Source organism: Anaeroplasma bactoclasticum, from assembly GCF_003550015.1.
In the GTDB taxonomy this organism is placed as follows: domain Bacteria; phylum Bacillota_I; class Bacilli_A; order Acholeplasmatales; family Anaeroplasmataceae; genus Anaeroplasma; species Anaeroplasma bactoclasticum.
Genome location: NZ_QXEV01000009.1, coordinates 34611 through 59648 on the forward strand (window position 1 = coordinate 34611; position 25038 = coordinate 59648).

Annotated in this window: 24 protein-coding genes; 22 read left to right on the forward strand and 2 right to left on the reverse strand. The window is 31.1% G+C overall.

Features of this window, described 5'->3' with window-relative positions; all coding sequences use genetic code 11:
• Nucleotides 1-6 precede the first annotated feature (6 nt).
• The 4 genes from sufU (at nt 7) to EI71_RS05205 (ending at nt 4080) form a co-directional block, all read left to right on the forward strand.
• Nucleotides 7-450, forward strand: coding sequence for a Fe-S cluster assembly sulfur transfer protein SufU (sufU, locus tag EI71_RS05190; protein WP_119016195.1), 444 nt, complete (start codon nt 7-9; stop codon nt 448-450).
• A complete protein-coding gene (gene sufB, locus EI71_RS05195; RefSeq protein WP_119016196.1) occupies nt 437-1849 on the forward strand; it encodes a Fe-S cluster assembly protein SufB in 1413 nt (470 codons plus the stop codon). Before sufU ends, sufB begins: the two co-directional genes overlap by 14 nt.
• 48 nt (nt 1850-1897) lie before the next feature.
• A complete protein-coding gene (locus tag EI71_RS05200; RefSeq protein WP_119016197.1) occupies nt 1898-2599 on the forward strand; it encodes a TrmH family RNA methyltransferase in 702 nt (233 codons plus the stop codon).
• A gap of 80 nt (nt 2600-2679) precedes the next feature.
• Nucleotides 2680-4080 (forward strand): hypothetical protein, encoded by a 1401-nt coding sequence (locus EI71_RS05205; RefSeq protein ID WP_119016198.1) that lies wholly within the window; start codon nt 2680-2682, stop codon nt 4078-4080.
• A gap of 65 nt (nt 4081-4145) precedes the next feature.
• On the opposite strand, the gene def is transcribed toward EI71_RS05205, so the two are convergent.
• Complete coding sequence (def, locus tag EI71_RS05210) at nt 4146-4757, reverse strand: peptide deformylase (protein WP_119016199.1); 612 nt, start codon at nt 4755-4757, stop codon at nt 4146-4148.
• Nucleotides 4758-4851: 94 nt separating this feature from the next.
• Between def and EI71_RS05215 the strand changes: the two genes are divergently transcribed.
• The 18 genes from EI71_RS05215 to EI71_RS05305 all read left to right on the forward strand — a co-directional run bounded on the left by EI71_RS05215 (nt 4852) and on the right by EI71_RS05305 (nt 22173).
• Nucleotides 4852-5199 (forward strand): hypothetical protein, encoded by a 348-nt coding sequence (locus tag EI71_RS05215; protein WP_119016200.1) that lies wholly within the window; start codon nt 4852-4854, stop codon nt 5197-5199.
• Nucleotides 5200-5357: 158 nt separating this feature from the next.
• Nucleotides 5358-6281 carry a cation diffusion facilitator family transporter gene (locus EI71_RS05220; RefSeq protein WP_119016201.1) on the forward strand — a complete coding sequence of 308 codons (924 nt, stop codon included), beginning with the start codon at nt 5358-5360 and terminating at the stop codon, nt 6279-6281.
• Between the two features lie 119 nt (nt 6282-6400).
• Nucleotides 6401-7291 (forward strand): hypothetical protein, encoded by an 891-nt coding sequence (locus tag EI71_RS05225; protein ID WP_119016202.1) that lies wholly within the window; start codon nt 6401-6403, stop codon nt 7289-7291.
• A 62-nt stretch (nt 7292-7353) separates the two neighbouring features.
• Complete coding sequence (locus tag EI71_RS05230) at nt 7354-8220, forward strand: HD-GYP domain-containing protein (protein WP_119016203.1); 867 nt, start codon at nt 7354-7356, stop codon at nt 8218-8220.
• 3 nt (nt 8221-8223) lie between these two features.
• On the forward strand, nt 8224-9687 hold the full coding sequence (locus EI71_RS05235) for a C69 family dipeptidase (RefSeq protein ID WP_119016204.1): 1464 nt from the start codon (nt 8224-8226) through the stop codon (nt 9685-9687).
• Between the two features lie 122 nt (nt 9688-9809).
• A complete protein-coding gene (locus tag EI71_RS05240; protein ID WP_119016205.1) occupies nt 9810-10145 on the forward strand; it encodes a GntR family transcriptional regulator in 336 nt (111 codons plus the stop codon).
• Nucleotides 10146-11024, forward strand: coding sequence for an ATP-binding cassette domain-containing protein (locus EI71_RS05245; RefSeq protein WP_162849792.1), 879 nt, complete (start codon nt 10146-10148; stop codon nt 11022-11024).
• Nucleotides 11021-12193 (forward strand): hypothetical protein, encoded by a 1173-nt coding sequence (locus tag EI71_RS05250; RefSeq protein ID WP_119016207.1) that lies wholly within the window; start codon nt 11021-11023, stop codon nt 12191-12193. The genes EI71_RS05245 and EI71_RS05250 overlap by 4 nt, the downstream gene beginning before the upstream one ends.
• A 23-nt stretch (nt 12194-12216) precedes the next feature.
• Nucleotides 12217-13104 carry a hypothetical protein gene (locus EI71_RS05255; protein WP_119016208.1) on the forward strand — a complete coding sequence of 296 codons (888 nt, stop codon included), beginning with the start codon at nt 12217-12219 and terminating at the stop codon, nt 13102-13104.
• Nucleotides 13105-13204: 100 nt separating this feature from the next.
• On the forward strand, nt 13205-13909 hold the full coding sequence (locus EI71_RS05260; RefSeq protein ID WP_119016209.1) for an ABC transporter ATP-binding protein: 705 nt from the start codon (nt 13205-13207) through the stop codon (nt 13907-13909).
• Nucleotides 13910-13941: 32 nt separating this feature from the next.
• A complete protein-coding gene (locus EI71_RS05265; RefSeq protein ID WP_211321042.1) occupies nt 13942-16410 on the forward strand; it encodes an ABC transporter permease in 2469 nt (822 codons plus the stop codon).
• Between the two features lie 101 nt (nt 16411-16511).
• Nucleotides 16512-16928, forward strand: a complete 417-nt coding sequence (locus EI71_RS05270) for a Fur family transcriptional regulator (RefSeq protein ID WP_119016211.1) — start codon at nt 16512-16514, stop codon at nt 16926-16928.
• Complete coding sequence (locus EI71_RS05275; protein WP_162849793.1) at nt 16919-17917, forward strand: metal ABC transporter substrate-binding protein; 999 nt, start codon at nt 16919-16921, stop codon at nt 17915-17917. The genes EI71_RS05270 and EI71_RS05275 overlap by 10 nt, the downstream gene beginning before the upstream one ends.
• Nucleotides 17918-17936: 19 nt before the next feature.
• Complete coding sequence (locus tag EI71_RS05280) at nt 17937-18599, forward strand: metal ABC transporter ATP-binding protein (protein ID WP_162849794.1); 663 nt, start codon at nt 17937-17939, stop codon at nt 18597-18599.
• A complete protein-coding gene (locus EI71_RS05285) occupies nt 18596-19411 on the forward strand; it encodes a metal ABC transporter permease (protein ID WP_119016214.1) in 816 nt (271 codons plus the stop codon). Before EI71_RS05280 ends, EI71_RS05285 begins: the two co-directional genes overlap by 4 nt.
• Before the next feature lie 50 nt (nt 19412-19461).
• Nucleotides 19462-20028, forward strand: a complete 567-nt coding sequence (locus EI71_RS05290) for a DUF6652 family protein (protein WP_119016215.1) — start codon at nt 19462-19464, stop codon at nt 20026-20028.
• Between the two features lie 186 nt (nt 20029-20214).
• Complete coding sequence (locus EI71_RS05295) at nt 20215-21465, forward strand: ABC transporter ATP-binding protein (RefSeq protein WP_119016216.1); 1251 nt, start codon at nt 20215-20217, stop codon at nt 21463-21465.
• A 225-nt stretch (nt 21466-21690) separates the two neighbouring features.
• Nucleotides 21691-22173, forward strand: a complete 483-nt coding sequence (locus EI71_RS05305; protein ID WP_119016218.1) for a hypothetical protein — start codon at nt 21691-21693, stop codon at nt 22171-22173.
• 273 nt (nt 22174-22446) lie between these two features.
• Here EI71_RS05305 and EI71_RS05310 read toward each other — a convergent pair whose 3' ends face one another.
• The gene (locus tag EI71_RS05310) at nt 22447-24870 is read right to left on the reverse strand and encodes a glycoside hydrolase family 94 protein (RefSeq protein ID WP_119016219.1); all 2424 of its coding nucleotides are present in this window, start codon (nt 24868-24870) and stop codon (nt 22447-22449) included.
• Nucleotides 24871-25038: the final 168 nt, after the last annotated feature.

Sequence of the window (25038 nt, forward strand, 5' to 3'; positions counted from 1 at the left end):
TGTATTATGGATTTAAACACTTTGTATAGAACCGTTATTATGGATAATTATAAAAATCCTAAAAACAAAGGTTTAAAGAAAACAGACGATTATCATTTCGTACATTTAAATAACCCATCCTGTGGTGATGATATGAATGTCGAAATTAAGATAGAGGATGGTGTGGTAAAAGAGGTTTACCATGATGGACACGGCTGCAGTATTTGCTGTTCTAGTGCTTCTGTTATGAGTGAGACTATTACTGGCCACAAGGTAGAAGAAGCATTAGCTTTATGCCAGGATTTCTTTGATATGGTTAAGGGTGAAGAGCCTAAATATGAAGAAGAGCTTGGCGAGGCAATTGCATATATGGGAGTTAGAGATTTCCCTGCTAGAATTAAGTGTGCCACCCTATCCTGGAAGGCTGTTGAACAGGCAATTAATGAGGTGACAAAAGATGGCAACAAATAATAAAGAAGAAGCAAATGAAATTGTTGGCGATTATAAATATGGCTTTTCTACAGAAACAACACCTGTGTTAACCTCTGGAAAGGGATTAAATAGAGAGGTTGTTGAATTCATTTCAAAGGCCAAAAATGAGCCAAAGTGGATGAGAGACTTCCGCTTAGCTGCATATGATGCCTTCGTAAAGCTAGAAAACCCAAGCTGGGGTCCAGATTTATCTGGAATTGATTTCCAAGAATATACTTATTATATTAAGTCTGTTAAGGAACAGGGTACAAAATGGGAAGACGTTCCAGAAGAAATTAGAAATACCTTCGATAAGCTTGGTATTCCTGAAGCAGAAAGAAAATATCTTGCTGGATCATCTACTCAGTTTGAATCTGAGGTAGTTTATCATAATAATTTAAAGGAATTAGAGGATTTAGGGGTAATATTCTGTGATACAGATACAGCAGTAAGAGAATACCCTGATTTAGTTAAAGAGTATTTTGGAAAAATTGTTCCTTATACAGATAATAAATATGCAGCATTAAATAGTGCTGTATGGAGTGGTGGATCCTTTATTTATGTTCCAAAGGGAGTTAAATTAAAGAAGCCAGTACAATCCTATTTCCGTATTAATTCCGAAAGGATGGGACAATTTGAAAGAACTTTGATTATTGTTGAGGATGATAGTGATATTCATTATGTAGAAGGCTGTACAGCTCCTCTATATTCTAAGGATTCCTTACATGCAGCAGTAGTTGAGATTTATGTTAAGAAAAGAGCACATTGTAGATATTCTACAGTCCAAAACTGGTCCAATAATATTGTAAACTTGGTTACAAAGAGAACCTTAGTTGATGATTATGGTCATATGGAATGGATTGATGGTAATGTTGGTTCTGGCTTAAATATGAAATATCCTGCATGTGTACTTATGGGTAAGGGCTCTAAGGGTACTACAGTATCTATTGCATTCGCTGCAAAGGGACAGTTACAGGATACTGGAGCTAAGATGATTCATTTAGGTGAAAATTCAACATCTACAATCATTTCTAAATCTATTTGCCGTGGTGGTGGTAAGGTAAACTACCGTGGTATGGTATCCTGTGGACCTAAGGCATTAGGTGCAAGAAGCCATGTAGAATGTGATACATTAATCTTGGATGATTTATCTACATCCGATACAATTCCAACAAATTCTGGTAAGAATGGTGATATGTATATTGAGCATGAAGCAACAGTTTCTAAGGTTAATGAAGAACAATTATTCTATTTAATGAGTAGAGGCTTAACAGAAGCTGAAGCTACAGAAATGATTGTTATGGGATTCATTGAACCATTCAGTAAAGAATTACCTATGGAATATGCAGTTGAATTAAATCGACTAATTAAACTTGAAATGACAGACGCTCAAGGTTAAAATAAAAATCGGGGAAACCCGATTTTTTAATCCTTTGTGGAGGAACTTATGCAAATAACATCTTTAGAAAATCCTAAAATTAAATATTTAGTGAAATTAAACACATCTAAATTTAGAAAACAAGAAGGTAAATTCATTGTTGAAGGAAAGCATTTAGTAGATGAGGCAAGACGTCAAAATGTACTTATTGAAGCATATTCTACTATAGAAAAAGAAGATTACATCTTTATAACTCCAGCTATAATGAAAAAAATATGCAATACAGATACTTTAGTAACTGAAATTGGATTATGCAAGATTCTTGATAAAAAGGAATTATCCAATAAATTATTATTACTAGATGGAGTACAAGACCCAGGGAACATGGGTGCTTTAATGAGAAGTGCTAAAGCCTTTGGCTTTGACACAATCATTTTAGGGGATGGATGTTGTGATATTTATAATGATAAGGTTATAAGATCAAGCCAAGGCGCAATATTTAAGCTTAATTTTGTTTCTTCTAATCTAAAGGAATTTATCCTATCCCATAAGGAATATAAGATTTATGGCACAAACGTGGTTAATGGAATTTCTTTATCTGAGGTTTCAAATGATAATCTTATTGGGGTTGTTTTAGGTAATGAGGGTAATGGTATAAAGGATGAAACATTCTCTGTAATTGAAAAGAATATCTATATTCCAATGGATAATACAGAATCCTTAAATGTATCTGTAGCTGGTGGAATTATAATGTATGAACTAAGAGGCTAGAAAGCCTCTTAGTTTTTTAAAAAAAAATAATTGCAAACTCTATATGTTTACCCTATAATTTATGGCTGGGAGGGATTTGTATGAAAAAGTATAAATTTGATTTTGTTTTATCTATATTTACTGGCTTGGCTGGTATAATGTCTATTATTATGCTTGCCTTAATTATCATGAACAGGGGAGAATTAGCCCCATTAGAAATGATGCCTTTATTAGCACCTTTATTTTTCTTTTTTATTTATGGTTGTTTTTATTTTATTATTTTTGGCGAAAAATGGAGCTTGAAAAATAAAGTACCTAAGGCGTGCTATTTAATCTCTTTTTTACTTTTTGGCTTTTACACATTTGGTATATTAAGAACATATAGTGGGACTAGCTTTGTAGATGAGCCTCAAACATTAGCCATTGTAAGGATGGCTTGTGCAGTAGTTATAGGTTCTTTAAGCGCATTATTTGGTGCATTATCCTTTTCTGATAGATATATTGATGTTTATGGAAATAGAAAAAGTGGAATTTTAGCAGTATTATCTAGCACAATAATGTTTGGAATCTTTTATAATGCATGTGTACAGGCACATTTCTTTTTCTCTAGCGGAGTAGAAGCATATGATTATATGGTCTTTGAAATTGCAGTATTAGTCTTTTCTTTGGGTGGTATTGCAATAAGCTTTACTTCTTTACTTTTTATTACAAGATTAAAGGGAAATATGAAAAAGTATTTAAATATCTCATTAATTGGATATTTATTATATATTCCTGCAATCGCATTTATGACTTATAATATTGTAATTACATCAGCGGTTAATGCAGGAGATATCTTCTTAATTCTATGCATGCTAATAAGCTTTGCTTTAAATCGTTTTGCTTATACAGATGCACCACAAGAGGAATTACCTAAAAGGGAAGAGCCTATCCTAGAGGATTCATCTAATGATGAGGAAGATGAAGAAGACTATGACGATGAAGATTATGATTATGAAGAAGTTGATGAATTCTTAGAATGCTATGAAAAGCTAATTAAGCTTAAAGAGCTTTTAGATAAGGGCATCATGGACGTATCTGAATATCTAGAAATGGCTACTCCGATAAAGGAAGAGCTTAAAGATGAGGCTTCTTATGAAGAAGAGGACTATTTTGAAAGCGTTGAGGAAGCTAAAGAGGAATATCAAGAGGATTTCGATAATGCGATTGATCGATTAATCAAGCTAAAGGAGCTTTTTGATATGGGAATTCTTTTGAAAGAAGAATATCAAGAAATGTCAAACTGCTATAAGAATATATTAAAAGAAAATACATCTTATGAAGATGATGAAGAAGATGAGGGTGAAGACGAGGAAGATGAAGATGATGTTGATTTTTGGTTCCAAGTTTTCACAAGCGAATTAGTAAAGCTTAAGGATATATATGATAAAAGTATTCTTACAGATGAGGAATATTTATTAATGTCTAATTCCTTAAAAAATGAATTAAAGGATTTAAAATAAGGATGAATTAAAGGGTAAAAAGTGCCAAATTTTGGCACTTTTTTTGTGAAAGAAAAAGAGGAGAATTACTCCTCTTCAACCTCAGCTTCACCTTGCTCATTAATTGTATAAAGTGGAACGATATCCTTATCTAATTCCTCAACCTTATACATTTTAGATGTATATAAAATACCATCTAAATGATCATATTCATGCTGGAATACAATTGCAGGATAACCTACAAGAAGTAAGGATATATTCTTAAGCTTTCTTGTATTGTAATCATATACAGTTCCTTTAACCTTAATAGACATATGTCTTGGAGTTACAAGACCTTCTGTAGATCTTTCTACAGATAAGCATCCTTCTCCACCAGGTAGGTATGTCATCTTTTGTGATTTCGCAACAATAGTTGGATTAATCCATGCATAGAAGTATTGTTTTTGTTCTTCATCTAAGAAATCCACACAATTCATCGCAAACATTCTTTTTTGAACTCCAACCTGAGGAGCTGCAATACCGACGCCTGGGCGAATTTTATATTTTTCCACTAACTCATCTACGGCAGAAACTACCATATAATCATATAATCCTCTAATACAAGCTTCATCATCACTAGATAGTGGTAAAGAAACCTTCTGGCAAACCTCATTTAAGCTTTTGGCGCCTTCTTTTACAATATCTTTTTCTAAGTACATTTTTATCACCGGTGATATTATATCATAATATTATAAAATTACAAATGCTTGAAAGAATACTTATAATTATATAGAATTATAAGAGGTGAGATATATGGAAGATTTAGCATTAGAATATGTAAATAATATTAAAAATACAAAAGAATTTCAAAGACTAATAGAACTTAAAAATATCATTAATAAGAAATATTCTTTATTAATTATTTCTTTTAAAACTGCGGAAGCGGAGTATATAGAAGCTAAAGAAAGACCAGAAATATTCAATTTAGATGAAAAAAAGGATGCCTTCATTGAAGCAAAAACAAAGCTTTATTCTAAAGAAGAGGTTAAAGAATATTTCTTATTAGAGGCTAAAATAAATGAAGAACTAGAAAATGATATGAATACCCTTAAAGAATCCATTTCTAATAAATTTAAGACATATCATTCTATGAAGCTTTAATTTGTTATTCTTGACTAACAAGAAATCTGTTTGTTAAAATTTAAATAATAGATCAGGCGCATTGTATATGGCAGCCGGGCTTAGGCAACAGGATTACCTGTGGGACAAAATAGAAGTCTGCAGGAATTATACCTGCAGGGAAGGGCAGGTATTTTTTTATGGTTAGTGATAATGAATATAAAAAAGAGATTACCAAGGTTGGCCTTATTACGATTCTTTTAAATTTCATATTAACAATAAGTAAGGTTATTGCGGGAATTTTAGCAAAATCCACATCCTTAATCTCCGATGGTATTCATAGTGCATCTGATGTATTATCTACAATCGTTGTAATAATAGGTGCTAAAATGGCTAAAAAACAAGCGGATAAGGAACATCCATTTGGACATGAAAGAATGGAATCTGTAGCCTTAGTTATTCTTGCCTTATTATTATTCTTAACTGCAGTTATGCTAGGGTATGGTGGAGTTATATCTATCATCTCCTTTGCAAAAGGAGAATATCAATATGAAAGAGGACTTTTAGCTTATATCGCACTAGGCTTTGCGATAACATCAATTATTGTTAAGGGTTGGATGTATTTTTATACAAAAAAGAAGGCTAAAATATTAAAATCAGAAACCTTAAGAGCTGATGCAATTCATCATTTAACAGATTCTATTTCCTCTATCGCATCTGTTTTAGGTATTTTAGGTTTAATATTAGGTGGAAATATTGTTATATTAGATCCAATAATGACTATAGTTATTGCATTATTCATTTTTAAGGTATCCTATGATATTTTAATGGATGGTATAAATGAGCTTATAGATAAGGCTGCACCAGATGAATTTGTTAATGAATTAAAAAAAGATATTGAAGAATATCCTGGTGTATTAGAAATTAATTCTTTAAAAACTAGAATGTTTGGAAATAAGGTATATATTGAACTTGAGGTAGCTGTATTAGATTCCTTATCCGTAAAGGAAGGCCATGATATAGCTTTAGGATTACATGATATGCTTGAAGATAAATATGATAATATTAAACATTGTATGGTTCATATAGATCCATATTCTATTTCTAGTGAGAAAGAAGAATAATTAGGAAATAACTTGTTTCTAAAAAAATTTAGTATAATGAAATAATAACAATGAAATCAGCTCTAGGGGCTGATTTTTTATCGTCTTATGATATAATCATAAGCGGTGAGGCGATTTATATGAAAACATACGAAGAAATCCGTAATTGCTTTAATGCAATAAAAAATAATATAATAACCTGTAACGAATTAGATAGTGATATGTTTAATTATAGAACATATCCAGAGTGGTTAGCAGTTTACAAAAAAAGAAGTATGGGAATCCGTGAGATTTATAAGAAAAACACGGAAATGGTAGAAATCATTAATGAGTATTTAAAAAAGGATTTAAATGATGAGGAGCTTTTAGCATTCTATCAAGGCTATAGAGAATTAGAGGATAGAAATCTACATGATTCTTATTTAATCATTAGTATTATCGATAAGCTAATTCCTCCATATGAGGCAAGGCATGATTATGAAAAGCTACTTCATTTATATACAGATTCTTGTTATGAGCTTGGTTGCTTCTTAAGATTAGATGATAAGTCCTTAGAAAGATTAAAAAAAGATTTACATAGAATTAAGAATTTGAGATTCCATTATAAGGAATTATCTAGTATTAGAGAAAGAAGATTAATCTATGTAGCTTATTATAATTTAATAAAAACATTACCAGAATATAGCCCTAAATATAATGAAGATATTATCCCTATGTTTAAGGAAGCTAAAGCTTTTTATCAAACAGAAGATATTAAGCTTATGGGAGATCAGGAATTTGCTCGTCATGAAGGTAATTTATTGAATATAATGCTATTACATAGCTTTATGTATTACTTAGATGATGGATTATCTCAGCAAATGGAATATACAGATTTAATTGATGAAATTAAGGATACATTTGAAGATGAAATGGATACAGATTTATGTAATGCAGTATTAAATTATTTCCATGATCAAATGAATGATGAAGAATTTGTATATTATTTAAAGAATTATTTAGGATTCTATTTTGGTGAGGCAATAGCTTAACATTTAATGAAAGCTTTGATGAAATCTTTGTTAAGGCAGAGAATTTATTTAATACTGCCTTTATGTTTTATGACTTCTTATGTCATTCTTATTTAAGTGAAGAAGATAGAAAAAGAGAATCTGTATTTGTAACAGAGGCTATCGCATCCTTCTTAAAGAGAATTCCACAGGATAAATATAATATTTATTTTGATGAAGCAGCATCAACTTTAATTCGTAAGGCTGCTCCATTTATAAAAACCATCTCTGAAAAAGAAAGATTATTAGGTGATATTTTAGTTAAAAATCAACCTAATAATTATATTCACGCAAAGATGGTAGAAAAGCTTTCCTTAAGCATTTTAGATTATTTAAATAGAGCTAATGATTTATTATTAAATCAATTCTATCAAATTGGATTTAATAATTATAATGAATTAAGAGATTATGTAGCAAGAGCAGCTAGACTTCACGATTTAGGTAAATCACTATCTACAGGATTAATTACCCAGCAAATTAGAAGTCTTACACCATATGAATATTCTTATGTGAAGATGCATTCTGAAAAAGGATTATCTGTTGTAGGAAAGGATAAGGAATTTGCTCCATATTTTGATATTATGATAGGTCATCATAAGGATTATGATGGAAAAAATGGATATCCTTTAAGCTTTGATAATACAAAATCAAAATATAAGATTGTCATTGACTTAATAAGAATTGCTGATGCAATTGATGCCGGAACGGATGTATATGGTAGAAATTATTCTATGGGAAAGAATTTTGATATGATTTTAGTAGAGCTTGTTAAGGGCGAGGGTGTAAAATATAATCCTTATTTAGTTGAATTCATTAAGAATCATTCGGATTTATTAAATGAGCTTAGATATGCTACTATCGATGGAAGATATGAGCTTATTTATAATAGTTATTTGAAACAGGAGAGATAATATATGGCATGTACTACAATTTTAGTTGGTAAAAAGGCTAGCTATGATGGATCTACTATGGTAGCTAGAAATGACGATGGTCATTTCGATACAAAGAAGGTTATTGTAGTAAATAAAGAAAATCAACCAAGAAAATATAAAAGTGTCATTGGTATGCTAGAAATTGATTTACCAGATAATCCACTTAGCTATACAAGTGCTCCAAGCGTAGATACAAAAATGGGTATTTGGCCAGCAATGGGAATTAATGAAGCCAATGTTGGTATGACTGCAACAGAAACAATTACCTCAAACGCAAGAGTATTAGGGGCAGATCCTTTAGTTATTCCTAAGAAAAAGGAAAAAGAAGGAGAAGAGGATATTCCTGGTGGAATTGGTGAAGAAGATTTAGTTACTTTAGTATTACCATACATTACCACAGCAAAGGAAGGCATTATTCGCTTAGGTAGCTTACTTGAAAAATATGGTACATATGAAATGAATGGAATTGCATTCCATGATGAAAATGAGATTTGGTGGTTAGAATCTATTGGTGGACATCACTGGATTGCAAAAAGGGTTAAGGATGATGAATATGTCATTATGCCAAATCAATTTGGTCTTGACCGCTTTGATTTAAAGGATGCTTTTGGAAATAAGAAGGAGAACATGTGTTCTTCCGATTTAATTGAATTTATTAAGGACAATCACCTAGATTTAAATAATGATGGAGTATTTAATCCTAGAAATATTTTTGGTTCTAGAACAGATTCTGATCATGTATATAACACACCAAGAGCTTGGTTTATGGGTAGATATTTCAATCCAACTACTTATAAGTGGGATGGGGAGGATGCATTCTTTAAGCCAGAAAGTGATAATATTCCTTGGGCATTAGTACCAGAAAAGAAAATTACTCCAGAGGATATAAAATATATCCTATCCTCTTATTATCAAGGAACACCATATAATCCATATCAAAAGGCCAATGACCCTAAAAAAGGCATTTATAGACCTATTGGTATTTCTCGTACAGGTATTATGGCAATCACTCAAATTCGTCCATATTTACCAGATGAAATAAAGGCAGTAGAATGGTTAAGCTTTGGTTCTAATCCATTTAACTCAAGCTTACCACTATATACAAATGTATCTAAATTTCCTGAATATGTATCTAATGTTACACTAGATGTATCTACAGATAATTTCTTCTGGGTAAATCGTTTAATTGGCGTTTTAGCTGATGAAAACTATGGTACTTGTATTCAATTTATTGAGCGCTATCAGCTTGCAGTTTCTTCTAAGGGACATCAAATTATCAATGAATATGATAAGAAATTCTTAGAAACAAAGAATGTAAAAATATTAGAAGAAGCAAATGAAAAGCTATGTGAAATGGCTAAGAAGGAAGCTCAAAATACATTAAATAAGGTTATGTATCAAGCATCCTTAGCTATGAAATGTGGCTATTCTAGAAGTGATAATTAATATTGGAAGGCTTATGCCTTCCTATTTTTTTTGCATATTTTAGTATTGCCAAAACTCAATAACCGTATTATAATGGGGGTACAGTTGGGGCAGTTGGTACAAATGGGGCAGGTGATGGCAGATTGCAAATCAACGGTAATGGAAATGTATATGAACAAATAATTAATTATTATAGAAAGTGCATTTCTCTTGGAGTTTTGAAAGCGGGGGAGAAGATGCCATCCTGTAGAGAACTAGCTGTCGAAATTGGGGTCAACCATAAAACGGTTGAAAGAGCGTATGGCGAGCTTATGAAAGAAGGATTCATAGAGTCGATACCAAAAAAAGGATACTTCGTTTCCGGGAGTAAATCGAAGAATCCAATGATTAGGGAGATATTATCTAATCTAAAGGCTCAAGGCATCTCTAAAGAAGAAATAGAGGATGCCTTGGCCGAACTATATGGGGAGGAGTTATAAATGATAAGCATTAAAAATGTTTCAAAAGCCTTTGACCATCCTGTATTATCCGATTTATGTTTAGATATAGAGGATGGTTCCGTTTTTGGCCTTGTTGGTATTAATGGTGCTGGTAAATCTACATTACTTAAGATTATGGCTGGAATCATGAAGCCTAATTGTGGAGAGGTTTATTATGATAATAAACCAATATATGAAAATATAGAGATTAAAAATCAAGTATTCCTATTACCAGATGATCCATTTTACTCAAGAAATACAACGCCAACAAATTTAATTGATTTATATAAAGCATTTTATTCTGTAGATGAAATAGCATATTTTTCTTATCTAAATGATTTTGAAATTCCAATTAAAAAGTCTATGTATAATTTCTCTAAGGGTATGAGAAGGCAGGTATTTTGTGCACTAGCACTTGCGATTAAGCCTAAATATTTATTCTTAGATGAAGCATTTGATGGACTTGATCCTTTAGCTAGATTAAAGCTAAAGAAGGAATTATTAAAGGTACAAGAAGAAAACAATATGACTGTTGTAATTTCTTCTCACTCCCTAAGAGAGCTTGAAGATATTTGTGATTCTTATGGGCTTTTAGATTCAAAAAAGATCTCATCTAGTGGTGCAATCAACGAGCATTTAGAGGAATATCATAAGTATATGATTGCCTTTGCGGAAGAACCAGATGAAGATATAAGTAAAATGAAAATATTCATTACTTGTAAGCAGGATAAGCGTATCTTCACTGTTGTAGCGAAAAAGCCATATGAAGAAGTAGTAAAAGAATTAGAGCATTTACACCCTCTAATTATTGATGAAATTCCAATTGATTTCGAGGAATTATTCATCATCGAAGTAGAATCTAGGGGGTATATAAAATGAAATCATTTTTAAAATATTTAATTAAAAAGAGATTTCCAGTATATTTATCCGCATTTGTTATATTCTTGATTCTATTCTTTTCAATCAATAATGTTCCAAATATGTTAAGGGAAACTAATTCTGAAAATGGAAAGATATACATTGTTTCAAGTGCTATTTTTCTTGTATATATTATTTCCTTCGCGATAGCACTTGGAGTAATTGTTCCATTTGAATTTGCATTTAAAATGAAGAATATTACTGCAAATCAAGCGTATTCTTTACCAATAAAAAGAGAAAGGCTTTATTTAACTAAGTTTATATTTGGCTTTTTAGAAATAGTAGTACCATTTACTTTAGCTTATGGTATATCAGTAGTTTCTTTACTACCAATCCATCCATATGTAAATATGCTAGGTTTCTTAGTATTTTATGGACTACTTATCGTTATAGGATTATTATTCTATTCATTTGAAGTATTTGTTTACTGTCAGGCAAATAATGTTGTTGATGGTATTATATTTATTGCTTTAGCAAGCATTCTACCTTTTGCAGTTGCCTTTGTGGTTTTATTTGATATCACAGGTACAAGTACAGTAGCTTATCCATTTAATCCATCACATTTTTGTCCAGAGTATAGTTTTTCTATCGCGGATGATATTGCTAAATGTGTGCTATATCATAATCATGTGTTTGCAGTAACATTCACATATGGATATGGTTATCATGATATAATCTATAAGTCAGTTTCATATAAATTTACTATGGATGCACAATATATAGTAGGTATTTGCTTCTTTGTAGCCTTAGGTATTGCATCCTTCATTGGTCAATTCTTTGCATCAAAGAATTATAAAAGTGAGGATGCAGGCCAAAGAAGTGAATCATGGTTTGGATATAAATTATATATTCCTATAGTAATCATTTCATTTTCCCATATTATTGGAAATGCTTCTGTAGTTTTCTATTTTATTTGCTTAATTAGTGCATATTTATTATATGTATTATATAAAAGAAGCTTTAAGCTTAATAAAAAGACATGGATTATTCTTGCATGTGTATTAATAGGTGCAACAGTAGCTTATGTTGTTGGATTTACATCTCAAGACATCATACGTCATAATTACTATAATAAAAGATATGGTAATTATTATACAGAAGTATTATTTAATTCTATTTCACTAGCATAGCTATATATTGAATGGAGGTAAGTATGAACAATAAAACAATTATTTTAGAAAGAGTTACATGGATTTTTTCTTTTGTAGTATCTTTATTAACATGTTTATTTATAGTTTATATGTTCTTGGGCTTGGCCCTTCTAAATACAATATTACCAATGATTGTAATTCCTGCTGCTGTAGTTGCTAAATCTACTGAGGCACTAGAGAAGATGGATGGACAATTATTTATGGTTCCATTTTATATTATTATCGCTTTAGTATATATTTATGGTGCAGTAGTAGCAATTAAATCATTTGTTTATTACAAAACAAGAAGAAAGAATGGAAATTATGCAAGATGTAGCTTAACATCCTTAGCATTTATGATTCCTGTTTTAGGTTTTACAGTAAATGACGGAGTGGCAGTATATGGAAATTTATTCATATATATATTTGTTTTGGATTATGTTTTAGTACTATTATCTTTAATAAATATTTATGCAAAAGAAGATAATAAAATAAATTTATCTAAGCTATTTAATTTAGTTTCCTTACCAATTATCTTGGGTGGATTCTTGTATTATATAATGAATTATAGATTGTTAGATACATATGAATACTTTAGTGAAGTAGCAACAAGATATTCAAAAAATTGGACAATACCTAGTATCTATGCGTTCATTGGATTTGTAGCAGTATCTATTTATATGATGAATCTTACCGATTTATATTTGGGAGAAAAAGCATCCTCTATATTTGGAATTCTATTCAGCTTATTCTTAACTCCAGCAATTACGCTTGCTTATTTTGAAGGCGATATAATCCCTGGAGTAATAATTACTTCATTCTTTATTGTAACTGTAGTATTAAATGTGCTTTCTATAATCAGTTATAAAGAAAAGAATAAGTGCCTTAATGAGTCACTTGTAATTGAATAGAAATATATAAAAACTCAGGTGAATGAACCTGAGTTTTTTTGAAATTATTGAGAGAAATGTCATTTTTTTGTATAATTATAAAGAATAAAGGATGATGAATATGAAAAGCATTGAGGTTAAGAATTTAGAAAAAGTATATAATGAGGGGCAAGAAAATGAGGTTAAAGCCTTAAACGGAATATCTTTTAGTATAGAGGCTGGCACATTTGCGGTAGTCCTTGGTCCATCTGGAGCTGGTAAATCCACATTATTAAATATATTAGGTGGTATGGATGATGCTACAAGAGGAGAATATTTAATAGGAGATATGGATGTTGCTAAATTTAAGAGTAAGGAATTATCCTTATTTAGAAGACAAACCATTGGCTTCGTATTCCAATTCTATAACCTAATGCCTAATTTAACTGCTTTAGAAAATGTTGAGCTTGCAGCAAGTGTTGCAAAAGATCCTTTAGATCCTTTAGATATTATTAAAAGAGTTGGCTTAGAAAAAAGAATTAATAATTTCCCAAGCCAATTATCTGGTGGTGAACAACAAAGAGTATCTATTGCAAGAGCGGTAGTAAAAAACCCGGAATTATTGCTTTGTGATGAACCAACCGGAGCACTAGATAAAAAAACTGGTGCTACTATATTAAAGCTTTTATATGATATTGGTAAGGAATATAATAAAACAATTATTATTGTTACACATAATCAAAAGATTGCATCCTGTGCGGAAAGAGTATTTAGGATTTCCGATGGTAATATTATTTCTGATTCCATTAATGAAAACCCAATAAAGCCAGAGGAGGTTGAGTGGTAATGAAAACAAAAACCTTTCGGCTTTTGAGTAAAATGATGGTAAGAACAATTAAACAAAATCTAATGCAATTTATCGCAATTATCGTTATTGGAGCCATTGCGGTAACCCTATTTGTTGGACTTCATGCGAATGCGGATGTATTTGAAGAAAGAGTAAATACCGTATATAGTGAAGGAAATTTGGCGGATTTATGGGTTACAACAAAAAGCTATGATAAAGAGGATATAAATAAAATAAAAACCTTCTTAGAAGAAGGAGAGAGTATTGAATCTAGATTATATATGCCTTCAGAATCAAGTGCACATTCTATATTTATTACAGTTGTGGATAAGATTCCAACTATTTCAAAGCCATTTGGAAAAATAGAAGAAAATAGTAATAATACAATAGATGATTTTATCTATGTAGATAATGATTTAATGACAAATTCATCAGATTCCTATTCTACATTATATACCTTAGGTGGTGATTTCTCCTTTACCTTTGACATTTCATCTTACTCCTTAGAGGGAGTAGCTGGATTATTAGAAGATTATGTAAAGGAAGGCGGAGAGAATATTTTTATGAAGGATTCTATAATGCTAACTACAACTGTAGATGGTACAATGGATCATCCTGAAAATATAACTAAGGCTTCTTATAATTATAGTGTTGTATTAATGAGTGAAAAAAGATTACAAAGAATATATAGAGAATTACTTGAAAAGAATTATGATGAATCTATAGTGGATACTTTATATAATTATTCTACTTTATTATTAGGATTTAATAATGAAGATGGTAAGCTATTTAGCCCAAATCAATATGTATTAAAGCTAAATTCTAATAGAGATATAGATAAATTAAAGGATCAAATAGAAAGATATTATGAATTAAAATCTAGTAATAATTTATATATGGTTACAGAAAGAAGTGGAATGCCTTTTTACATGACTATTTCTTCTGATGTATCTCAAGCAAGAAGCTTTACTTATGTATTTCCTTTTGTTTTCTTTTTGGTTGGTGTACTTGTTATATTAACTACTTTATCTCAAATGATATTAAAGGATAGAACTCAAATAGGTACTCTAAAGGCTTTAGGTGTTTCTAAAAGAATGATTATGATTCATTATATTTCTTTGACATCTACCTTGGTATTTATAGGTACTTTAATTGGAGAAATTATAGGTCCTATATTATTACCTAAAATATTAGGTAAGAAATATGCAATTATATATAGATTGCCAGAAATGGGATACCATTTCCCTATACTTTATGGAATATTAACCCTTGTATTCTTTATAGGAATAGCTATATTTGTTACTTATATTATTGCAAGAAAAGAAATTTCTTTAAAGCCTTCTGAATCTATGAGGCCTAAGCTTGTAAGCTTTAAAAAGCATAGAAAAAATAGAAGCTTAAGGAAAACTAGATTCTTTTCTTTAAAGATGGCATATAGAAATATATCTATCAATTTAGGTAAATCCATAATGGTTATTGTGGGAGTTTTAGGCTGTACTGCCTTACTCGTTTGTGGATTTGGTATTGAGGATACCTGTAATTATGGTATTCAAAATGACTTAGATTTATTTTATAGCTCGGATTTAACTATTGTTTTAAACAATTACAAAACAAAAGAAGAATTAGATAATGATATTTCAAAGCTAGAATTAGAATATTATGAATATAATGTTCATGCTGCAACAACAGCATATAAAACTCAGGATGCTACAATATCAACAAATGTTTATATTATTCCAGATGAATCTAAGGCTGTTAAAATAGATTTTCCAAAGGAAGGTACAATGGTATCTAAAAGTGTTGCGGAAAGCTTGGACTTAAATATTGGAGATACAATTCATTTTACATATAATTCAATAGATTATAGTACCAAGGTAGTAGGTATATACCAAGCATTCTATTATAATGGATTTATTATTCATGAAGGCTCATCTATATTTAAAAATGCTTCAGATTTTAGATATACTATCATTGAAGCAGGAATGGTAGATGATACCAAAACGGAAGAATATTTAGATTATTTTTCAAGCCTATCCTATGTAAATGAGGCAAGAACTCCAAATCACTGGGTAGAGATGACCAATGATTTAATGAGTGGTATAAGGGTAATGACAAATGCTGTTAAGATATTTGCAATATTACTTGGTATTGTTGTAATTTATAATTTATCTTTGATGAATTTTAAAGAAAGATCTAGAGATATTGCAACACTTAAGGTATTAGGATTCAATCAGGGGGAAATCTTAAGGTCATTATTAATTGAAAGCTTATCCTTAACATTAATTGGAGTAGCTATAGGTCTTGTTTTAGGCTATCCATTTATGCTTGGGGTATTAGAAAATAATATAGTATCTTTGGTTTCTTATTTATATCATATTTATTTTAAGACATATATATTTGCCTTCTTGTTAACATTTGGCGTTGCAGTGGCAATAAATATATTATTATCCTTACGTATAAGAGGAGTAAGGATGGTAGAATCCTTAAAGAGTGTAGAATAATACCGCGTTTGCGGTATTTTCTTTTTAGATTAAATTTATCTTGACTATAAATATTTTAAGAGTATAATAAATTTGCAAATCATTTGCAAAAGAGGGATAATATGGAAAAGAATTATAATACAAAACCAAAAGAGTATATATTAGAATTCCTAAAGAATCATAAGAATACAAGCTTTACTGTTCAAGACATTTATGATGAAATTATTGAATCTGGATATAGTATTAATCTTGCGACTGTATACAGAAATGTTGTTAAAATGACAGAAGCAGGTATGCTATTAAAGCATCAATCTGGCAATAGAAATTATGCAACATATCAGTATGTGGAATCTAAAAAATGTCTTACACATTTTCATTTTGAATGTAAAAAATGCGGTAGAGTTGTTCCTTTAGGAAATAATGAAACAAATGATTTTGTAGCTATGATTCAAAAGAAATTAGGTTTTACCATTGATCCCCAAAATACGTACCTAACAGGTACATGTGCAAAATGTGGTGAGAGGTTTATATGTTTGTAATTAAAAAAATTCATTATGTATTATTTCTAGTTTTATTTTTAGGATTATTTTCTTTAACATCCTGTTCATCTAAGGATAGTGATATTATTTCTACAGTATATGCTGGATATGATTTATCTAATGCGGTTTTAGGTAAGGATTCAGAGTTATCTACAGAAATGCTTGTAAAGCCTGGTGTAGATATTCATAGCTTTGAGCCATCTGGTGTAACAATCCGCTCTATTTTAAATTCTAAATTGTTTATTTATGTAGGTGGAGAGGATGATTCAGAGTGGGTAGAAAAAGAAATTTTACCTAGTTTAAAGGGAACTACTAAAGTAATTAATATGTTTGATTGTTTAAGAGATAAGGGAGTTAAGTTACTTGGTGAAGAAGCCCCAGAATCTGCAGAGGAAGAAGCTTTAGAGGAAGAGGCGGAAGATGAAGAATATGATTCTCATGTATGGACTTCCCCTAAGAATGCAATTATAATACTAGAGGCTATTCGTGATGCCATAATTGAAATTGATAGTGTAAATAAGGATAAATATATTGAAAATACAAAGAATTATGTGGCTTCATTAAATACTATTGATTCTGAAATTAGAAATGTAGTTTCAACTGCAAGAACAAATTATATAGTAATGGGAGATAGATTCCCTTTATTATACTTCGTTAGGGAATATGGTATTGAATATGATGCAGCATTTAATGGATGCTCTAGCAATAAGGATGCATCGAATAAGACAATTGTTTCTTTGTCTAATAAGGTAATGGAGCATGAATTATCTTATATATTTGTTATTGAAATGTCATCTTCTACAGTTGCAAATGCAATTAAAGAAACTATAGATTCTTATATTACAAATAATACATATAGCGGTAAAAGCCCTGATATTTTAACATTCTATTCTATGCAAAATATTGCAAAGGATGATTTTCAAAAGGGCTATACATATATAGATTTTATGAATAAAAACATTGAAGCATTAAAGCTTGCTTTAAATTAATTAGAAAAGGGGTGTAACCATGCTGGTTGATGTATCCAATTTATCACTTGGTTATGAAAAACAAACAGTTATACATGATATATCCTTCCAAGTAGAAGAAAATGATTTTATTATTGTACTTGGTTCAAATGGTGTTGGTAAATCCACACTAATTAAGGGTATGCTTGGATTAATTAAACCACTGGGTGGTTCAATTCAATATAATACAGAAAAAATTGGTTACATGCCTCAAGAAACTAGGGTAGATCCTAATTTCCCTGCTTCAGTAATGGAAGTTATTTTATCTGGTTTTGTAAATAAAATGGGACTACGTCCATTCCATAATAAAAAAGATAAAGAAAAAGCTTATGAAATTATGGAAATATTAAAAATTACCCATTTAAAGAAAAAGTGCTTTTCAGAATTATCTGGTGGACAACGTCAAAAGGTTTTACTTGCAAGAAGCTTGTGTGCAACTGATAAATTATTAATATTAGATGAACCTAGTAATAACCTAGATCAAAAATCTAAAAGTGAATTCTATACCATTTTAAAGCATTTAAATGAAGGACATCATATCTCTATTATTATGATCACTCATGATATAGATAATGATTCCTTAATTGGAAATAAGGTATTAGCTTTAAGAACAGATGGTTATTACTTTGGTAAAACAGATGATTATATGGAGGCAGACTTATGATATTAAATATCTTTGAAATGTTTAGCCTACCATTTTTCCAAAAAGCATTGATTGTAGGTATATCAATATCTATATGTGCAGCCTTATTAGGTGTATCTATGGTATTAAAAAAGAATTCTATGATTGGTGATGGCTTAAGCCATGTGGGCTATGGAGCAGCCGCAATAGCATCTGCCCTTAATTTTGCCCCACTAGCGTTTGCGATGCCTATTGTAGTTATTGCATCTATATTTATTTTGAAGCTAACAGAAAAAAGCAAGATTCATGGAGATGCAGCAATCGCAATAATTGCCTCATCAAGCTTAGCCATAGGTTATACTGTAATTCATACTGCTGGAACGAATATAGATATTGAAAGCTATCTTTATGGTAGTATTAATTTTATTACAACAGAAGAGCTTATTATAAGTGTTTCCTTATGCTTAATAGTTATTTTAGCATTCATTCTTTTATATAATAAGATATTTGCATTAACGTTTGATGAAACATTCTTTAAATCTACAGGATCTAAAAGCAGTATTTATTCTGTAATTATTGCAATATTATGTTCCTTAACTGTAGTTGTTGGAATGAAGATTTTAGGGGCGTTATTAATTTCAAGCTTAATAATATTCCCAACAATTTCAGCAAGACAGGTATTTAAAACATATAAGAGTGTAATTATAGCAAGTGTAATTATTTCTGTTTTATGCTGCATGGTTGGAGTCATTATGAATTTCTATATTGATTTCCCTGCAGGTAGTACTATAGTAATTGTTAATTTAATTGTTTTATTAATCTTTATAGCGATTGGAAAGATTTTAAAAAGATAGAGTTTGAGAATTCTATCTTTTTTTGCTATAATTTCTTGGGGTGTTATAGAATGAAGGGAAATAAAGTTATTTTAATAGTACAAGAAGTACTAATGTATGTTGCGCAAGCACCATACTTATTAGCACTTATATTTTTATTTGCAAATGTAGATGTAGAAGGTTTTGTAGGAATATCTTTAATTGTAGGTATGATTTCTAATTTAGTGATATTCCCGGTTGTAATAGTAAATGCAATACTTGCCTTTATAGGAATATTTAAGGGATTAAAGAGCCCTATTAAAACAACAATGATTGTAAAATTATCTTTAATTCCATGGTATGTAGTTAATTTTATTTTAGGATTCTGCTTTTTCGCAGCAGCCTTAAATCCATTCTTACTTTGGAGTATTCCTTTAGTTATAGGAATTATGGTATGCACAACATTTATGTATATGATATCTACAAATTTCCAAGTTTATTCTTATGTTATAAATAAACTAATAAGAAGAGAAATAAGGATAGATGCATTACTGGTTTGGTCTATTGTGTTATCTTTTATTTTCTGTTTAGATATTGTATCATCTATATTATTGTTTTATAGCGAAAACAAACTAAATAAGACAGAAGGAGAAGCTTAGTTCTCCTTTTTCTTTTCGAAAATGTACAGTAACAATATTATTTAGTGTTACAAAAGTAGACATTTTGTGTAATAAATAAAAAATTTCGTAAAAAAATCTAAAACGTTTAAGTAAATCGTTTACAATCATAAAATTTGGTGGTAAAATATGGACGATAGAGGCAAATTTTAACTTGGAGGAATTATAATGGCAAGTTTGAGTTTGAAGCACATCTATAAGGTTTATGATAATGGATTTAAGGCAGTTAGTGACTTTTCCATGGAAATCATGGATAAAGAGTTCATTGTTTTCGTTGGACCTTCAGGATGTGGAAAGTCAACTACGCTAAGAATGATTGCAGGATTAGAAGAAATCACTGCAGGTGAGTTGTACATCGGTGATAAGGTTGTTAACAACTATGCACCAAAAGACAGAGATATCGCAATGGTATTCCAGAGTTATGCGCTATACCCACACATGACTGTGTATGATAACATTGCATATAGCTTAAAGATTAATAAGGTTCCTTGTGTTGTTTATGATGAGGAAAATCATGAGCCTGTGTTAGACGAAAATGGTAAACCAAAGGTTGAAATTAGAAAGCTAACAGCACAAGAAATTGATGACAGAGTTAAAGAAGCTGCTGAATCATTAAATATTACAGAATATTTAGACCGTAAGCCTAAGGCTTTATCCGGTGGTCAGCGTCAAAGAGTTGCTTTAGGTAGAGCTATCGTTAGACATCCTAAGGTATTCTTATTAGACGAGCCACTTTCTAACTTGGATGCAAAGCTACGTGGTTCCATGAGAAGTGAGATCACTAAGCTTCATCAAAGATTACAGACTACATTCATTTATGTTACACATGACCAGGTAGAAGCCATGACCATGGGTACAAGAATTGTAGTTATGAAGGATGGTTTAGTTCAGCAGATTGATACACCAAAGAATATTTACAATTATCCAGCGAATAAGTTTGTTGCCGGATTCATTGGTACCCCACAAATGAATTTCTATAATGCAGCATATGAAATTGGTCAGGATGATATTTACTTAAAGATGAGTTTTGGTAAGATTCGTCTATTAAAGGAATTCTTACCAAAGATTAAGGACCGTGTTATCGCACCAGGTAGAATGGTTTGCGTTGGTATTCGTCCTGAAAGCATCTTCTTATATGACGAAAAGAAAAAGAATGACAAGGTTGATGTATTAGAGGCAAGGGTAACAGTAGTAGAGGCACTAGGCTCTGAGACCATTGTTTATGCAGATCTTGATAAGGAAAACGAAGGTAGCATTACAGATAACTTAACAGAAGTTAGAATTAAGATGCTATCTAATTTTGAGGTTAAGGTTGGAGATATCGTTAAGGTAGGCTTCGATTTAACTAAGATTCATCTATTTGATATTGATACTGAAGAGGCTGTTATTCAGCGTATTCCTGAAAAATTCTCTAATTAGGGAACTGTTAAGGATGGAGTATTAAATATTTTTGATTCTGCTGTATTATTACCACCAGCAATCTTAAATGAAGCTAAGGATGGCAAGGTTAATGTTAATGTATTAACAAGTGCTGTTGTTTTAGGTAACCAATTTGAAGGTACAATTGAGAAGAAGGAAGTAGTAGATCAGGAGAATCTATATTGGGTTCGTAGTGGTAAGAATGTTGTATTCTTAAAGACTCCTATGGATGTTGAACTTTCTGGCAAGGTATCTTATGATATTAAGCTTGCTCAGATGAAATTAACCGGCAAGGATTTTGAAATTCCAAGAATTAGCTTATTAACTAAGCTAGATTGTACTGCAGAGCTTGTTACTAAGGATAGATTAGTATTTAAGAATGGTACAATGACATTTGAAGTTCCATTTGATCTTGCACAAAGATTATTCAATACTAAGGGTAAAAAGTTATTAAAGACTCATTTATCCGTATTATTTAATACAGATAATGAAGGTGAAAATGAATTTGTTGCTGAAGTATTAGATGTTAAAGACTATGGCAATGAAAAGTATGCTTATGTTAAGTATAATGGCCAGATGTTCTATGTAAAGGATAATGGTTATCATATTAGAGATGCTGTTAAGGTTAAATTAGACCTAGAAGATGCATTGATTGTTGATGAGGATAATAATATTATCTTAGCTGGTAAAGCACCAAGAATCCTATAAAAAACCTAACCAAATGAAAGATTACAGGAGAACTCCTATTTCTCCTGTTTTCTTTTTGTCCAAAATCTAGTAAAACCATCGATTTTTGCGCATAATTTGCAGTTTTATTATGCTTAGTCATGTTATTCAGGTAAGTAGAATAAGCAAAAAAAAGGAATCAATTTTCATGATTCCTTTTTCTTCTTTAATTGTTATTCACTTAAAACAAAAACAAGGAGAGACCTTCTGCTTGAAAAGTATGAGAGAGAGAGAACGGCAGAAGGATATGAAAAATTATAAGTCAATAACAACCTTAAGCTGAGTTTGAGTTTTGTCGAATGGTACTACTTTTCCATCGACTGGTTTACCATTTACTACCATTTGATATTTGCCAGTGGCATTATTATTGATAGTAATATTATAAGTGATTCCTCTAAATACTCTTTGAACCTCTGCATGCTTGATTTCCTTAGGAAGATGTGGATCTATCTTAAGTCCATCATAATCAGGAACAATACCTAAGATTGCTTGGCTAGCAGCTACCATTGTCCATGAAGCTGTACCTGTAAGCCAACTATTCTTAGCCTCACCATAATTTTTAGCATCTCTACCTGCGATAGTCTGGCTATAGCAGTAAGGCTCAGTTTTATGAATCTCAGAAACTTCCTCTAAATAAGCAGGGCAGTTTCTCTTATAAATATCAAACGCTCTTTCGTTGTTACCGATAACTGTATTTGCAATAACAATCCAAGGATTGTTGTGGCAGAATACAGAACCATTTTCTTTGTATCCCATTGGGTAACTTGATACTTCACCAAGCTCAATGTGATATTCTTTGTAGCAAGGATGTAGAATTTCTACACCATAATCATTAGTTAAGTGCTTTTCAACAGAATCTAGTGCCTTTTTACCGAAGTCTAAATCCTCACCGATTCTAGCCATTGTACAGAAGCCCTGTGGTTCAACGAAGATTTGACCATCCTCGCATTCATGGCTTCCGACTTTATTACAGAAGGCATCATATGCTCTAACGAACCACTCGCCATCCCAACCATATTTAATAGTTGCTTCTTCAACAGCCTTAACTTCTTTTAATACAATATCTGCTTCATTCTTATGATTAGATCTTCTTAAGATTTCAGCAAATTCTTTTCCATATAATACATACATACCTGCGATGAATACACTTTCTGCTTTACCAGATTCAAAATTAGAAGCGGTCTGGAAAGATTCACCAGGTGTTTTAGAGAAACAATTTAAATTTAAACAGTCGTTCCAATCGGCTCTACCAATTAATGGTAATCCGTGAGGACCCTTGTGTGTTGTAATATAATTGAAGGATGCTCTTAAATGATCAAGTAATGGCTTTTCGCTACCTGCTTCATTATTGAAAGGAGTAGGAGTATCTAAGATTGTATAATCTCCTGTTTCCTTAATGTATTGGCTTACAGCAGCAATTAACCAAAGCGGATCATCATTGAATCCTCCACCGATATCTGCATTACCACGCTTAGTTAGTGGTTGATATTGGTGGTATGTTGAACCATCCTGGAACTGAATAGAAGCAATATCAATAATACGCTCCTTTGATTTTTCTGGGATTAGATGTAAGAAGCCTAATAAATCCTGGCAGCTATCTCTAAAGCCCATTCCGCGTCCTGTACCACTTTCGTAGTAGGATGCAGATCTTGACATATTAAATGTAACCATACATTGGTATTGGTTCCAAATATTAACCATACGGTCAAACTTCTTATTGTCGGATTCTACATGTAATGTAGATAATAGATTAACCCACTTGTTCTTAAGAGCAGTAAATGCCTTTTCAACCTGAGCAGGAGTAGCATATTTTTCTTGTAATTCATATGCCTTTTCTTTATTGATTACGCCAGGTGCAGAGAATTTCTTATCATCTTCATTTTCAACATAACCAGTTTGGAAGATGATTGTTTTAGACTCGCCTGGTTTTAATTCAATTTTAAACATATGGCAGCCAATAGGTGCCCATCCAGAAGCCATACTATTATAAGATTTAGCTTCTAATACTGCATTTGGATCACACCAGGAATTATATAATCCCATAAATGTATCTAAATCAGAATCAAATCCATCGTGAGGAATATTTGTATGGAAGAAGGAGTAATGATTACGTCTTTCTCTATACTCTGTTTTATGGTAGATTGTCTTATCATCTACCTCAACCTCACCAATATTCCAGTTTCTCTGGAAGTTTGTACTATCATCTACAGCATTCCATAAACACCATTCAACTACACCGTGAAGAGTTACATTTTTAACCTCATTACTATTATTAGTTAAGGTAATCTGATTAATCTCACATAAATCATTTAATGGAACGAATGCTAATAGTTCACATTTTAAGTTGTTTTTTTCACTTTCAAAGATAGAATAGCCAAGTCCATGTCTGCACTTGTAGCTATCTAGCTTAGTTTTTAGTGGAAGGAATCCTGGATTCCAGATTGTTCCTCCATCATTAATATAATAATAACGTCCTCCATAGTCCCTAGGTACATTATTATATCTAAATCGAGTAATACGCCTTAGCTTAGCGTCCCTGTAAAACATGTAGCCCCCACATGTGTTACTCATTAAGCTAAAAAACCCGTCTTGACCAAAATAATTTATCCAAGGAAGAGGCGTATTATAATTTGTAATTACATATTCGTACAAATTATCATCGAAATGTCCAAATTTCATAACTATAATCCTCTCATTTGCTTACATAAACGTTTACGGAAGCCTTTTTTCTTCATTATATATAGGAAAATAATGGAAATCAAGGGAAAAATGCAAAAAGTTTCAAAAAATTAACGAAAAAAATAAAAAAAATTTATTTCAAAAAAAAGTATTGACATTTTTAAAACG